The sequence below is a fragment of the Arthrobacter sp. MDT2-3 genome, from assembly GCF_059090465.1.
Window position 1 is genome coordinate 430,121 of record NZ_JBNHFS010000003.1, and the last position, 13,199, is coordinate 443,319.

Below are 13,199 nucleotides of genomic sequence, written 5' to 3' on the forward strand. Positions count from 1 at the left end.
ACATCCAGTCCCCCGCGCGGCAACGCCGCCCGCCCACCGTGGAAAGGTGAGGATCGCAATTGTCGCTGAATCATTCCTGCCGCTGATGAACGGCGTAACGCATTCCATCCTGCGTGTGCTGGAGCACCTTGAGGACCGGGGCGACGACGTCCTGGTCATCGCGCCCTCCACGCTGGACGGGGAAGCGCCGGACCGCGTCAAGGGCGCGGAGATCCACCGGCTGCCTGCGGTGCCGTTGGCGGGCTATACGAACGTCAGGATAGCGATGGGCGGTGTGTACCGGGTCAAGCGAATCCTTGCCGACTACGCACCGGACGTCGTCCACCTGGCCTCGCCATTCGTCCTCGGCTGGCGGGCTGCCCAGGCGGCCCACCAGTTGGGCATACCCACCGTTGCCATCTACCAGACCGAAGTTCCCAGCTACGCGGCCCGGTACGGTGTGCCGTTCCTGGAGAACTGGGCCTGGAACCGGGTGGAAAACATCCACCTGCTCGCCACCCGCACCCTGGTGCCGTCCACGTTCGCGCTGAACCAGTTGCGCGGCCGCGGCATCCCTCGAGTGGAGATGTGGCGCCGGGGCGTGGACACGGCCCGGTTTTCGCCGGAAAAGCGCGACGACGGGTGGCGGGCCGCCGTCGCTCCCGGGGATGAGCGGATCATCGGCTACGTCGGCCGGCTGGCGGTGGAGAAGCAGGTGGAGGACCTGGCTGCCCTGGCAGGGGTTCCCAACACCAAACTGGTGATTGTGGGCGACGGGCCGCAGCGGGCGGCACTGGAGGAAGCCTTGCCCGCCGCAGTTTTCACCGGGTTCCTGGGCGGCGAGGAACTGGCACGTGCTGTTGCATCCTTTGACCTGTTCGTCCATCCCGGCGAATTCGAGACGTTCTGCCAGACCATCCAGGAGGCCATGGCCTGCGGTGTGCCGGTGGTGGCCACGGGCCGCGGCGGGCCCCTGGACCTGGTGGAGAACTCCCGGACTGGCTGGCTGTATGAACCCGGGGACTTGTCCGGCATGCGCGCCCGCGTCCTGGACCTGATGGGCGATGACGCCAAGCGCCGCGCGTTCGCGGCAGCGGCCCACGCCTCAGTGCAGGACAGGACGTGGCCCACGCTTTGCAGCGAACTGATCCGGCATTACCAATCAGTCATCAGTGGTGGGCCGGTGGTTGCGCCGGGCCCACGCCCACCGGGTTCCCTGGCCGAGCCTGCGAGGTTGGGGCCCGGGTGGGGACAGTGAAAATTTCCGTGATCGGGTGCGGCTACCTCGGTGCAGTGCACGCCGCCACGCTGGCGTCCATGGGCCACACTGTGGTGGGCGTCGACGTCGACCCCGGCAAGGTGGAGCAGTTGGCACGCGGCGCGGCCCCCTTCCACGAACCCGGGCTGGACGAACTGCTGCAGGACGGGCTGGCCAACGGCAGGCTCACCTTTGCCACAACTGCGGCTGCCGCCAAGGGCGCGCAGGTGCACTTCCTGTGCGTGGGCACGCCCCAACACAAAACGTCCGACGCCGCCGACCTCACCTACCTGGTCTCCGCCGCGGAGGCGCTGCTGCCGCACCTCGCGGCGGGCGCCGTCGTCGTCGGAGAATCCACGGTGCCGGTGGGCACTGTGGACATGCTTCGCGGCCTGCTGGCCGCCCGGCCCGATGTGCTGCTGGGCTGGAACCCCGAGTTCCTGAGGCAAGGCACCGCGGTGAAGGACTCGTTGGTGCCGGACCGGCTCGTTTACGGCGTTGAAGGCGGACGTACCGCCGCGTTCAACCTCCGGACCGGGGCGCCGCTGGGCGTGACGGCCGCCCTGGACGCCGTGTACGAGCCGCTGCTCGCCGCCGGGATTCCGCGCATGGTCTGCAACTTCGCCACCGCGGAACTCATCAAGTCGGCGGCGAACGCCTACCTGGCCACCAAAGTCAGCTTCATCAACGCCATGGCCGAGCTATGCGACGCTTCGGGAGCGGACGTGGCGGAACTTAGCGAGGCAATGGGGATGGACCCGCGGATCGGCGGGCGGTACCTGCACGCCGGGCTGGGTTTCGGCGGCGGCTGCCTGCCCAAGGACATCCGCAGCTTCCGGTCCCAGGCATCAGCCCTCGGCGTCGCTGCCGTGGACGACTGGATGCGGCTGGTTGATACGGTGAACCTGGGCCAGCGCGGGCGTGCCGTCTCCCTTGCCGCTGAGCTTTGCGGCGGCAACCTTCCAGGGCGCTCCCTTACCGTGCTGGGTGCGTCCTTCAAACCGGACACGGACGACATCCGGGATTCCCCCGCCCTTGACGTTGCCGACCGTCTCGCGGCTGCCGGTGCGCATGTGACGGTCACGGATCCCAAGGCAGTGAACCACGCCTGGCGCCGCTATCCCCGCCTCCGGTTTGAGGCCTCCACGGAACGGGCGCTCGAGGGCGCCGAGCTGGTACTGCTCCTCACCGAGTGGGACGAATACCGCCGCCTTTCCCCGGCCGTCGCGGGCGGGCTGGTACGACGGCGGGTGGTGCTGGACGCGCGGAACGCCTTGGACGCTAACGCCTGGCAGGCGGAAGGCTGGCTGGTACGCGGCCTTGGGACAGGAAGCACGGAAGATCAGGCGTTGGAGAGGGCACTCCCCCGGGCCTAGCTCAGAAAGGAGGCACGTCTCAGGGGGGAGGCTCAGTTCAGGAGGCCGAGCTCGGCGAAGGCGAGCGCCACGCCGTTTCCGGATGGACCGGCGGTAATGCGGTCAGCAACCGCCAGCACAGCCGGGTGCCCGCCTTCCACTGCGATTCCCACAGCGGCGTACTCAAGCATCTCAATGTCGTTGGCGCTGTCTCCGATGGCCACGATGTCCGCACGGTCCAGGCCGAGGTGCGCCTCCACCACCTGGATGCCTACCGCTTTGTGCGTTCCGGCCATAAAGATCTCCCCGGCCCTGTCGCCCAGGGCGGAAAGGGAACTGGGGATCAGTCCAACCTGAGGCCCCAGCCCGTCCACCAGCTGCTGCAGCGGCACCGGCGAATCGAAGCAGGATATTTTAGCGTACGACGTGGTGCGCAGGTTGTCGCTGTACTGCATGGGGCCCAGGATGTCCTCAAGGGGATCCACATCAGTGCTAAGGATTCCGTCGTGCTGTGGGCGTCCGGCGAAGATAGGTCCAAGCACCTCCCTCAGCCTCTGGTCCACGCCGGTGCGGCCGTGCAAGGCCTCGGGTGCTTCCAGGATGTAGGCGGCGTCATGGGCGTCCAGCGCCTCCACAATCCTGGCGGCCAGCTCCGGTTCGAACCGCGTGTCCTTCAGAACTTCTCCCCCGCACTCCACCCGCGCGCCGGCTCCGGTGATGCTGCCGTCGAAACCGGCTTCCAGGATATGGCCGGGGACCATGGACAGCGGCCGCCCGGTGCAGACAAAGACCAGGTGTCCGAGCCGACGGGCGGTGCGGACGGCCTCCACATGGGCTTCCGGGGCCAAACCGTGGTCAGCGTAAGTGCCGTCGATATCGAGGAAGATGGCGCGTGGGCGGACGGTCTGCTGGCTGGACATGCCGGAACTCCTAGCTGGGTGGCGGGACAGTCAACTCTATCGAAGAGCGTTCACGCCCGCGGGATCGCTGATTTCGCTGCTGCCCCCACAGCCCTGCCAAGAAGCTGCGTTCCCACCGCCCAAACTGACAGCCATCCCGTAATAAACAAGCCTTGAAGTGTAGTAAGCACACTGCTTGAATTATGGAACCGGAAATGGGGGCCCGGCACAACTTAACTGATTAAGGAGTGACAACATGGGTATTCTAGGATTTCTCATTTTGGGCCTGATTGCCGGAGCTATTGCAAAGGCCATCCTGCCGGGCCGTCAGGGCGGAGGATGGGTGATGACCCTGGTCCTCGGGGTTGTCGGCGCTATTCTGGGCGGCTGGATCGGCTCCCTGATTTTCGGTGGCGGACTGGCTGAATTCTTCGATATCCGCACATGGCTGCTGGCCATTCTTGGGTCGATTATCGTGCTGCTTGTTTACGGTGCAGTCACCAACCGCAGCCATCGCCGGGTGTAGCCGCCAACCAAATTCTGTAAGGGCAAGCGCCGTTCTCCGCATGCGGAGGGCGGCGCTTTTGCTTGCCCGCTCGCCCCGACCGGTTCCCGGTTCCCGGAAACTGCTTCCGCTGGACCCATCAATTTTCTGCATCCGCACTTTATGATGTGCGAGGGGGTGGTGACATGGCTGATTCTCGAAGCCACAGCAAGAGTTTCACAGCACAACGGTTTGGGGCAGTGCTGGACGCCAGCCCCGACGCACTCCTCGCATTGGCACCCGACGGCACCATTACCATGGCCAACGCCGCCGCCGAGAGGCTTTTCGGGGCCAGTTGCGAAGAATTGACGGGCCGGAACCACCAGGCGCTGCTTGCGGAGGGCTTCCGCGACGAGGTGGACCAACTCTTCCAGCAGCTCCTCACGCAGCCCGGGAAATACCCCCAGCCGCGGGAGGTTTACGGGGTGCACAGCAGCGGGACCGAGTTTTCGGCGGAGGTAGCCGCATCACTGGTCCCGGACCTCGCCGCCAATGGCCGCGGCGGCAGCCAAACGGCACCACAGCTGCTGTTGTCCGTCCGCGGTACGGCGCACCGGAAGGCAGCGAACGAGGACCTGCGCGAGGCTATGTCCCTGCTCGCTGCAACCCTGGAGTCCACGGCAGACGGCATTTTGGTTATGAGTGCCGAGGGCCGCGTGGCCGGTTTCAATGACCAGTTCCTCCGAATGTGGGGCATCCCGCCGGAACTGCTGGACGGTGACAGTGAACAACCGATTATGCGGCTCGTTGTTGCCCAGGTAGTAGATCCCATCGCTTTTATGGGCCGGGTCAACGAGTTGGAGGACAACCCTGCAGCTGAAAGCCACGACGTGGTGGACTTTAAGGACGGCCGCACCTTCGAGCGGTATTCGCGCCCGCAGCGCGTGGGCGACAACATCGTTGGCCGGGTGTGGAGTTTCCGGGACGTTACTCCGCGACGGAAGGCCCAGGAGCAGGCGCACCAGGCGATGCTCGACCTCGCCGCCCAGGCGGAGAAACTGCGCACCATGGCATTCCAGGATCCGTTGACCGGACTCGCCAACAGGGCCGTCTTTAATGACGGACTGGTGGACGCACTGACAGAGCCGCGGTTGAAGGCAGTGGATGTCCTCCTTCTGGACCTGGACGATTTCAAGGAAGTCAACGACATTCTGGGGCACCAGGCCGGCGACGACATGCTGATCGAGGTGGCCCGCCGGCTGCGTGGTTGCGTGCCCACCGCCGATGTGGTGGCCCGGCTCGGGGGCGATGAGTTTGTGGTGCTGCTGACTGCCTGCCCGGACGCGGATGCGATTGCTGCCTGCATTGTCCGGTGCCTGCACGTGCCCGTGACCATCAACGGCACTGTGCTTCGGCCCAGCCTTAGCCTGGGGCTGGCGTCACTGGGCCGGGAAAGCGTAGGCGCGTCCGAGCTGCTGCGGCACGCGGATATCGCGATGTACGCTGCCAAGGCTGCCGGCAAAAACCGCTTCCTGAGGTTCCACCCGGACATGATGGCGGCCCTGGTGCAAAGGACGGACATGGAAAGCGGGTTGCAGTTGGCCGTCGCACGGGGGGAAATCTCGGTGGACTTCCAGCCGATTGTCTCGCACCGCATGGGCCAGGTTGTTAAGTTCGAGGCGCTGGCCAGGTGGAACCGGGGCGGCGAGCGCGTCCCGCCGTCGGTATTCATCCCCTTGGCTGAACGCACCGGGCTGATCAGCGAGATCGGGGCGGAGGTGATGGCCCTCGGCATGGTGCAGTTGGCGTCCTGGCTCAGCGAGGACCCGTCCCGCTCCCTGTCCGTGAACGTTTCAGGCGTCCAACTGCAGGAACCGGATTTCGCCGAGCATGTGCTCCGCCTCGCCGAAGCCAGCGGAGTGGCCCCATACCAGCTGGTGCTGGAGGTAACTGAGAGTGTGTTTTTTGACGCCGACTGCAGCCTGATTAAACAGCTCAGCACACTGCGGGATGCCGGAACCCGGGTTGCTTTGGACGACTTCGGGACCGGTTATTCCTCGCTGGGCAGGCTGCAGGACCTGCCGGTGGACACGGTGAAAATCGACAAGACGTTTATCTCGATGGTCCGCACGGGCGCCGAACGGCTGCCCATCCTCAGTTCGATGATCAATATGGCGCACAGCCTGGGGCTGACAGTGACGGCCGAAGGCGTGGAGACGCCTGCCCAGGCTGACTACCTGGCCGCGCTGGAGTGCGATTCGATGCAGGGGTACCTGTTCTCATTGCCGGAACCCGGCGAGCGGCTGGAGTATGCCCTGCACCACGCGGAAGAGGCACTCAACGCTCTCAAGGCCCGGTAGGGCGCATCAACCGAAGTACGGCGTTACGCGGCCTGCTTGCGTCCCGCCTGCTTGACGCTCTTCTTCGGTCCAGCGGGTGCCGTATTCTGGCCGGGCCGCGGCGCGGCGGCGGGTGCCGCCTGCTGGGGTGCCGCCTGCTGGGATGCTGCCCGATGGTCCGGCATCGGCTCACTGTGCGCTGCTTCCGCGGTGTGGGCTTCTTCAACTGCATAAGTTTTTTCAACGGCGTACGCTTCTTCAGCCGCGTAGGCTGCTTCGGCGGCCCGGTTGCGCTTCCACCGCCGGACCAAATCGGTCGCGGCCAGGACGCCTGCCAGCGGGGTGAGCACTGCCGCCCCGTAGACGAACAAAATCCAGGTCAGGGTGGTCAGCGGGGGCTGGTTGTTGTGCAGGAGCGACAGGCCGCCCAAGAGCCCAACGGCCCAGAAAAGGACCACTGCGGCAAGTACCGCGGCGGCCGGGAAATACTGGTTGGACACGATTTTTTTCAGGGTTTCCATGCACTTCCTCCTGCCTGGCCGGGGCACGGCAACAGCCGCTCAACACCAGTATGAGGCTGCCGGGCCGTGGATTCCGGCAACACGCAGGCGGTGGTGATGAACCTAACGCCGGGGCCGCCTTAGAGTTCCGCCGGCGGTTCAGCGGGCAGCCCCCCTTCCCTGCTGCGGATGCAGCTAATACGGTGGACCTGTCCGGCCACCTGGAGCCGGCTTGCCCATACCAATGGTGCCAACATGGAGGTTCCCATGCGTAAAGTCACAGCCGGTCTGTTCCATTCCGTGGACGGCGTGGTGTCGGATCCTTACAAGTTCCAGTTCGACAGCTTTGATGATGAACTCGGCGTGGGCCTGACCCGGATGATGGAAACTGTGGACTCCGTGGTGCTGGGCCGTGTGAGCTACCAGGAATGGGCGGGCTACTGGCCCAACGCCTCCGTGGACGAGGACTTTGCAGGCTTCATCAATCCCGTGGAGAAGTTTGTGGCTTCCCGGACGCTGAAGGAACCGCTGGAGTGGCAGAATTCGCAGCTGATGGACACCCCGCTGGAAGAGTTCGTGGCCAAGTTAAAGGCGCGCGACGGCGGTGAGATCGCCGTGTGCGGCAGCATCTCGGTCACGCGGCAGCTGTTATTCGCCGGGCTGCTGGATTCCCTCACACTGATGACGCACCCCGTGGTGGCCGGCAGCGGCCGCCGCCTCTTCGAGGACGGCGACCCGATGACCCGGTTGGTGCTGCAGGACCAGTACCGGACCAGCAAGGGCAACGTGATCAGCGTTTACGGGCGGCTTGAGGGCTAAGCGCCCCGGATGGCAGCTGCGACGGCGGCAATATCGCCGGGCGTCGTCCGGCAGCAACCACCGATGATGCGGGCACCGGCTCCACGCCAGGCTGCGGTCCCCGCCGCGATGCTGCGTGGCTGGGCAACGTTGCCTGCGGCGGGACCGGACCCGGTGCTTCCCGTTGTTGCGGCAGGTGCCCAGGTTTTCGTGACGGCATCGTAGGTCTCGCCGGAGTTGGGATACGCCAGCAACGGCTTGTCAGTGGCCTGGCGCAGCGCTGCGAGCGCGGGCGTCACAAGCTGCAGCGGCACGCAGTTCACGCCGATCGCGGCAACCAAGGGCTGCGCGCCCAGGAGTCCGGCCACGGCTGTCAGCGAGGTGCCGTCACTGATGTGCCTGCCATCCCGTAGCGAGAAGGAGAACCAGGACTCGACGTCGTACTCCCGGGTGAGTGCAAGCAGCGCCTCAGCCTCGGGAAATGACGGCAGGGTTTCGCATGCGAGGAAGTCCACGCCGGCTTCCACCAGGGCGGCAATGCGGGGACGATGGAAGTCCCGGAATTCACCCGGCGTCAGGGCGTAGTCCCCGCGGTATTCGGAGCCGTCGGCAAGGTACGCACCGTACGGGCCGACGGAGCCGGCAATGAGCAATGGTCCGGCGTCGGGGGTAGCGGCAAGGTGCTCCTGGCGGGCTTCGTCCGCCAGCCGCACCGACAACGCCACGAGCTCCAGCGCCTCCTGCTCCCCCATCCCCCGCGCGGCAAACCCCTGGGGCGTGGCCTGGTAGCTGGCGGTCGTTGCAATCCTGGCACCGGCAGCAAAATAGTCGCGGTGGACATCCTTGATCAGGTGCGGCTGCTCGAGCAGGACCTTGGCCGACCACAAGGGGTCATCCAGGTTGCAGCCGCGGGCCTCGAGCTCGGTGGCCAGGGCGCCGTCCGCGGGCAGGGACCCGTCGGTTTCCAGCAGGGATGACAGGACCGCATTTGAAGGCATATCAATCATAATACGCATTTCTTTATGCTTGTAATGATTATTTCTTTCTGTCACGATGGCAGGCAACCGTCAGCCCGGCGGGAGGAAAGAGGACAGGCCTTGAACGTTCAACTGCACCCGGTACGCAAGCTGCGCGTGCACTGGCCCATCAGCGGCACCACCTTTGCACAGCTCGCCAAAGGCAAGGCGAGTGCCTTCCGGGACGATCCGGGCATCGCCCATCTGCTCCAGGCCCTGACGCAGTTCCGGGAGCTGGGCGACTTTGGCAACTACAAGCACGTGTTCGAATCCGGCCTGGGTTTCGAAGGGTTCACGACGGCCGAGGGCGCCAACCCCACGCTGGGACGCGTGGGCGAGCAGACCCTGTCGCCAACCTTCGTATTCACCACCTACTTTGATGCCTCGCTGGAGGACGCCGCCGTCGAACGCTTTATGCGCCAGATCGTGGAGATCCACCCTTGGGAAGTGCCTGTCATCGAACTCACCGGACCCATCAGCGTTTCCAGCAGTGCACTGGTGCCCCAAGGAGCTGCTGCATCATGACAGACGCCGCCACCGTTTCCCTCTGGGAGAGCCTGCACTCAGTCCTCGCGGGCAGGCAATTTGTCGACCTGACGCACGCCTTCCACCCCGGCCAGCCACACTTCGCGGCCTTCCCGGATGAGGAACGCGAAGCACTCTTCGACCTCGAGAAGGGTGACGGGTTCACCGCCCACCGGTACACGATCGTTGGCCAGTGGGGAACACACGTGGACCCGCCCTCCCATTTCATCCGCGCCGGCAGGACCCTGGACCAGATCCCGGTGGAAGAGATGATCCTTCCGCTGGTGGTCCTGGACATCACCTCGCGGGTGGCCGGCAACCCTGATGCCACCCCCACCCTGCAGGACGTGCAGGACTGGGAAAGCCGGAACGGTACCATCCCGGCGGGCGCTTTCGTGGCCCTGCGCACCGGCTGGAGCAACCGCTGGCCGGACCCGGAGGCCATGGCCAACCGGGACAAGGACGGGTTGAGCCACACGCCAGGCTGGTCCTTCGAGGTGCTGTCCTTCCTGGTCAACGAGCGGTCAGTTGCAGCCGTAGGCCACGAGCAGACGGATACAGACCCCGGCCTAGCCACCTCCCGCCAGGACTTCAGCCTGGAAACCTACGTCCTGGAGCAGGACCGCTGGCAGATTGAACTGTTGGCCAACCTGGACGGGCTTCCGGAATCCGGGGCCGCCGTCATCGCAACCTGGGCCAAGCCGCTGGGCGGCAGCGGTTTCCCGGCTCGGGTGTTTGCCATCTGCTGAACCGGCACGGCACGAGTGCCGGCGCAGTGCCAGGAAAGCCGTCCACTAGACTCGACTCCATGCCTAAAACCTCCAGCATGGGCCGCGGCATCATGGCCGTCCTTGCTGTTGGCGCACGCCACGCAGCAGGACACCTCGGCGGAACAGTGGCTGACGTCGCCTTGGAGCTGGGCAAGGACCGCAGCCAAGTGTCACGCAACCTGCGCAGCGGCGAGCAGGAGGGCTTCCTCAGCCGGACCAGCCAGCGCACCTACACCCTGGACTGGTCCATCTTCACCGACGCGCAACTGCTGACGGAACGCCGCTTACACTCCGACGGCGGCACCGCCCTGGACACGCTGGCCCGTGAAAGCGACGAGGCGTGCTTCCTCGGGGTCCTCCATGGCGACAGCACAGTGACCATCGGCGAAAGCGTTCCCCCCAGCAGCAACCTCGTTGGCTCCTGGCTGGGCCGGCCCTACCCCGCCTACTGCAGCGACGCCGGCCAGGCAGTCCTGTGGGAGGCGTCGGAGGCAGAAGTGCGCACCGTGTTCGCGGATGTGGATTTCGTCCGCCACGGCCCGAACACGCCAACCGGCGTGAACGACTTCCTGGCACGCCGCGAAGCCGCCCGCGCACGGGGTTACACAATCGTGGACGAGGAGGCCGAACCGGGCCTCTACTCGCTGGCCGTCCCCATCAGGGACTTCAAGGGCGACGTGGTGGCGGCGCTGCAGATTGTCGGCATCAAGGAGCGGCTGGAGCCTCGCCGGGACGCGTGCGCGGCCGCGCTGGTGGCACAGGGCAAGTGGCTCGAACAAAGGCTCGGCTACCAGCTGCAGGACTAGGCCCGGACGGCGCCGAGCCGTTCCGCAGCCTGGCCAAGCACGGCCGCGAAAGAGCGTGCATTGGACCCGATCTGGGCACGGCTTCCCAGCACGCTGAGTGAAGCAAGGATTGCGCCGCCCGCGTCCCGCACAGGCACCGCGAGTTCCGCCACCTCGTGCTCAAATTCCTCGATGGCGGCAATGAACCCTGCGGCGTGGTCCCGCGTCATCAGGTCCCACACCTCCCCGGTGGAGTGGGCAGCACCCGGGCCCCCGATGCCGACGTAGTTCACACCGGCCAACAGGGCATCGAGGGCTGAGCGGTCGTGGTCCCACAGCAGGGCCCGGCCGGCACCGGTGCACCAGACGGGAGTCACCATGCCCGGTTTCACAAAGCTTCCGGGAACGGCGTCGTTGCTCGAGCTCCGGAGCATGACCACGCGGTAGCCGTCGCGGACCGAGAGCCGCGCCCGCAGTCCGAGGGAGGCCACCAGCGCCTCGAGTTCGATTCCAGCGTCCCGGACCCAGCCGGTGTTCAAGGACGCGGCGAGGCTGAAGAAGCGATTACCGGTCCGGAACGGGCCGCGGTCCACCCGCTCCAGCAGCCCGAGGTCGCACAGTTCCTGGGTCAGCCGGGAGACGCGGCTTTGGTCCATCTCCAGCTCGGCAGCCAGCTGCGAAACACCCAGCAGCTGCCGGCCCCGTTTTTCCCGGTCGGCCACCAGCCGCACAATCCGCAGGCCCTGCGCCATTGATGACGCCTCAGCGGACGAATCCACGCTCATTGCCCCTCCCCGCCGGAAACCTCGCCCTATTCTTCCACGGCACCCACCCCGCAAAGGCGCGGCAGGAAGGGCCCGAATAAGAACGACGGCGGCCGTCCGGGAAGCTGCGTGACGCCGCCAACCCCGGCTGGCGCCGTCGTCCGCTCCCGTTACTTGGCGGACAGTTACGTGGCGGACAGCTACTTGGCAGGCACAGCCTTGCGGCCGTGCCGGAAGTGGAACCAGATGTAGCAGGCAACCACAAACGGGATGCCGAAGTAGAGCGCGGCGGCCTGGGCGGGGTCCAGGGCGATGCCGATCAGGGAGACCACGCAGAGCGAGAACGCCAGGATGGGCACCAGCGGGAACAGCGGTGCTTTGTAGGCGAGGGCAGACACATCGCCGCCGTTGCGGACGAAGGCGCGGCGGTGGAAGAAGTGCGAGGCGGTGATGGACATCCACACACCCACCACGGCGAAGCCGGCCACCGAGACCAGCACCAGGTAGACCGTTTCCGGGGCAACCACGCTGCTGATCAGCGACGCGACGCCGCCCACCATGCTCACCGAGAGCGCGATCAACGGGATGCCGCGGCGGGTCAGTTTTTTTAAGGCGCGGGGTGCGTGGCCTTCGTCGGCCAAGGAGTAGAGCATCCGGGCGCAGGAGAAGAGGCCGCTGTTTCCGGCGGACAGGAGGGCGGTGATGATCACGAAGTTCATGATGTCGGCGGCGAACGGGAGGCCGATGGCGGAGAAAACTGTCACGAACGGGCTCTCGTCCAGGCCCACTTCGCTGTACGGGATGGTGGCGGCGATGACGGCAATAGCGCCGACGAAGAAGATGAGCAGGCGGATCACGGTGGTGCGCATGGCTTTGGGGATGCTGGTGGCGGGGTCCTTGGTTTCGCCTGCCGCGACGCCGATCAGTTCGGAGCCGGAGAAAGCGTAGAAGACCGCGAGGACGGTGACCAGGACGCCGGTGAAGCCGTTGGGGAACAGGCCGGCCTCGGTGGCGAAGTTCTCGAACAGGAACGGGTGCTCTCCCCCGCCGCTGAGCGGGCGGAAACCGAACAGGGCAGCGCCGCCCAGGACGATAAGGCCGATAATGGCTGCCACCTTCACGATGGCGAACCAAAACTCGGACTCGCCGAAGAACTTGGAGGAGACGGCGTTGAAGCCAAAGAGCACCGCGGCGAAGACCAGGCACCAGACCCAGACGTCGACGTCCGGGAACCACCGCTGCATCAACAATCCGGAGGCGGTGAATTCCGAGCCGATGGCCACCGCCCAGCAGAGCCAGTACAGCCAGGCGGTGGCGAAACCGGTGGCGGGGCCGATGGAACGGGCGGCGTAGATGTGGAACGCGCCGGACACCGGGTATGCGATGGCCAGTTCACCCAGGCAGGCCATCACCAGGTACACCACGAAGGCGCCCACCAGGTAGGCGATCACGGCGCCGAGCGGGCCGGCCTGCGAGATGGTGTAGCCGGAGCTCAGGAACAGGCCGGAGCCGATGACGCCGCCCATGGCGATCATCACCAGGTGGCGCGGGCCCATGGAACGGCGAAGTCCGGACTCTACTTGTTGCGTTGCCGGGCTGGCCGACTGCTCATCCAGCGTGAGCGGTGCTGAGGGTTCCACGGGCGTCTCCAATGTGGGGGTCGATCGGTGCGATGGGGCGCGTGCAGTCCCCCTGGTCCCGCTCCCGGGAAACGAAGAAATGCACGT

At 66.0% G+C, this 13,199-nt stretch carries 13 protein-coding genes; 8 read left to right on the forward strand and 5 right to left on the reverse strand.

The features are described 5' to 3' along the window. Positions 1-46: 46 nt before the first annotated feature. Entirely contained in the window at positions 47-1,237 is a 1,191-nt protein-coding gene (locus AC5RUQ_RS11925) for a glycosyltransferase family 4 protein (RefSeq protein ID WP_493947522.1), read from the forward strand. Then, positions 1,234-2,613: a UDP-glucose dehydrogenase family protein gene (locus tag AC5RUQ_RS11930; protein WP_493947523.1), complete on the forward strand. Its 1,380-nt coding sequence runs from the start codon at positions 1,234-1,236 to the stop codon at positions 2,611-2,613. Before AC5RUQ_RS11925 ends, AC5RUQ_RS11930 begins: the two co-directional genes overlap by 4 nt. Positions 2,614-2,645: 32 nt before the next feature. On the opposite strand, the gene AC5RUQ_RS11935 is transcribed toward AC5RUQ_RS11930, so the two are convergent. Beyond that, entirely contained in the window at positions 2,646-3,512 is an 867-nt protein-coding gene (locus AC5RUQ_RS11935) for an HAD hydrolase family protein (RefSeq protein WP_493947524.1), read from the reverse strand. A 235-nt stretch (positions 3,513-3,747) separates the two neighbouring features. On the opposite strand from AC5RUQ_RS11935, the gene AC5RUQ_RS11940 reads away from it, so the two are divergent. After that, positions 3,748-4,017 carry a GlsB/YeaQ/YmgE family stress response membrane protein gene (locus tag AC5RUQ_RS11940; RefSeq protein WP_163164187.1) on the forward strand — a complete coding sequence of 90 codons (270 nt, stop codon included), beginning with the start codon at positions 3,748-3,750 and terminating at the stop codon, positions 4,015-4,017. A 164-nt stretch (positions 4,018-4,181) separates the two neighbouring features. Beyond that, complete coding sequence (locus AC5RUQ_RS11945) at positions 4,182-6,335, forward strand: putative bifunctional diguanylate cyclase/phosphodiesterase (RefSeq protein WP_493947525.1); 2,154 nt, start codon at positions 4,182-4,184, stop codon at positions 6,333-6,335. Between the two features lie 23 nt (positions 6,336-6,358). Here AC5RUQ_RS11945 and AC5RUQ_RS11950 read toward each other — a convergent pair whose 3' ends face one another. Further along, entirely contained in the window at positions 6,359-6,835 is a 477-nt protein-coding gene (locus AC5RUQ_RS11950) for a hypothetical protein (protein ID WP_493947526.1), read from the reverse strand. A 246-nt stretch (positions 6,836-7,081) separates the two neighbouring features. Here AC5RUQ_RS11950 and AC5RUQ_RS11955 point away from each other — a divergent pair, with 246 nt between their 5' ends. Further along, positions 7,082-7,633 (forward strand): dihydrofolate reductase family protein, encoded by a 552-nt coding sequence (locus AC5RUQ_RS11955; protein WP_493947527.1) that lies wholly within the window; start codon positions 7,082-7,084, stop codon positions 7,631-7,633. Here the strand turns inward: AC5RUQ_RS11955 and mmuM are convergent. After that, on the reverse strand, positions 7,630-8,610 hold the full coding sequence (gene mmuM / locus AC5RUQ_RS11960) for a homocysteine S-methyltransferase (protein WP_493947528.1): 981 nt from the start codon (positions 8,608-8,610) through the stop codon (positions 7,630-7,632). The genes AC5RUQ_RS11955 and mmuM overlap by 4 nt on opposite strands. Before the next feature lie 99 nt (positions 8,611-8,709). On the opposite strand from mmuM, the gene AC5RUQ_RS11965 reads away from it, so the two are divergent. From AC5RUQ_RS11965 to AC5RUQ_RS11975, 3 genes are read left to right on the forward strand one after another with little or no spacing between them, the layout of a single operon-like run. Continuing rightward, a complete protein-coding gene (locus AC5RUQ_RS11965; RefSeq protein WP_493947529.1) occupies positions 8,710-9,153 on the forward strand; it encodes a hypothetical protein in 444 nt (147 codons plus the stop codon). Further along, positions 9,150-9,902, forward strand: coding sequence for a cyclase family protein (locus tag AC5RUQ_RS11970; protein ID WP_493947530.1), 753 nt, complete (start codon positions 9,150-9,152; stop codon positions 9,900-9,902). The genes AC5RUQ_RS11965 and AC5RUQ_RS11970 overlap by 4 nt, the downstream gene beginning before the upstream one ends. Before the next feature lie 59 nt (positions 9,903-9,961). Next, a complete protein-coding gene (locus AC5RUQ_RS11975) occupies positions 9,962-10,729 on the forward strand; it encodes an IclR family transcriptional regulator (protein ID WP_493947531.1) in 768 nt (255 codons plus the stop codon). Here the strand turns inward: AC5RUQ_RS11975 and AC5RUQ_RS11980 are convergent. Together AC5RUQ_RS11980 and AC5RUQ_RS11985 are read right to left on the reverse strand one after the other, a co-directional pair. After that, entirely contained in the window at positions 10,726-11,487 is a 762-nt protein-coding gene (locus AC5RUQ_RS11980; protein WP_493947706.1) for an IclR family transcriptional regulator, read from the reverse strand. The genes AC5RUQ_RS11975 and AC5RUQ_RS11980 overlap by 4 nt on opposite strands. A 185-nt stretch (positions 11,488-11,672) precedes the next feature. Then, positions 11,673-13,112 (reverse strand): amino acid permease, encoded by a 1,440-nt coding sequence (locus AC5RUQ_RS11985; protein ID WP_493947532.1) that lies wholly within the window; start codon positions 13,110-13,112, stop codon positions 11,673-11,675. Between the last annotated feature and the right edge of the window lie 87 nt (positions 13,113-13,199).

Excerpts from the sequence above, each read along its gene's own strand:
- AC5RUQ_RS11970 (WP_493947530.1), top strand. The coding sequence starts at position 9,150 with ATGACAGACGCCGCCACCGTTTCCCTCTGGGAGAGCCTGCACTCAGTC.
- AC5RUQ_RS11935 (WP_493947524.1), bottom strand. The coding sequence starts at position 3,512 with ATGTCCAGCCAGCAGACCGTCCGCCCACGCGCCATCTTCCTCGATATC.
- AC5RUQ_RS11975 (WP_493947531.1), top strand. The coding sequence starts at position 9,962 with ATGCCTAAAACCTCCAGCATGGGCCGCGGCATCATGGCCGTCCTTGCT.
- AC5RUQ_RS11945 (WP_493947525.1), top strand. The coding sequence starts at position 4,182 with ATGGCTGATTCTCGAAGCCACAGCAAGAGTTTCACAGCACAACGGTTT.
- mmuM (WP_493947528.1), bottom strand. The coding sequence starts at position 8,610 with ATGCCTTCAAATGCGGTCCTGTCATCCCTGCTGGAAACCGACGGGTCC.
- AC5RUQ_RS11950 (WP_493947526.1), bottom strand. The coding sequence starts at position 6,835 with ATGGAAACCCTGAAAAAAATCGTGTCCAACCAGTATTTCCCGGCCGCC.
- AC5RUQ_RS11955 (WP_493947527.1), top strand. The coding sequence starts at position 7,082 with ATGCGTAAAGTCACAGCCGGTCTGTTCCATTCCGTGGACGGCGTGGTG.
- AC5RUQ_RS11940 (WP_163164187.1), top strand. The coding sequence starts at position 3,748 with ATGGGTATTCTAGGATTTCTCATTTTGGGCCTGATTGCCGGAGCTATT.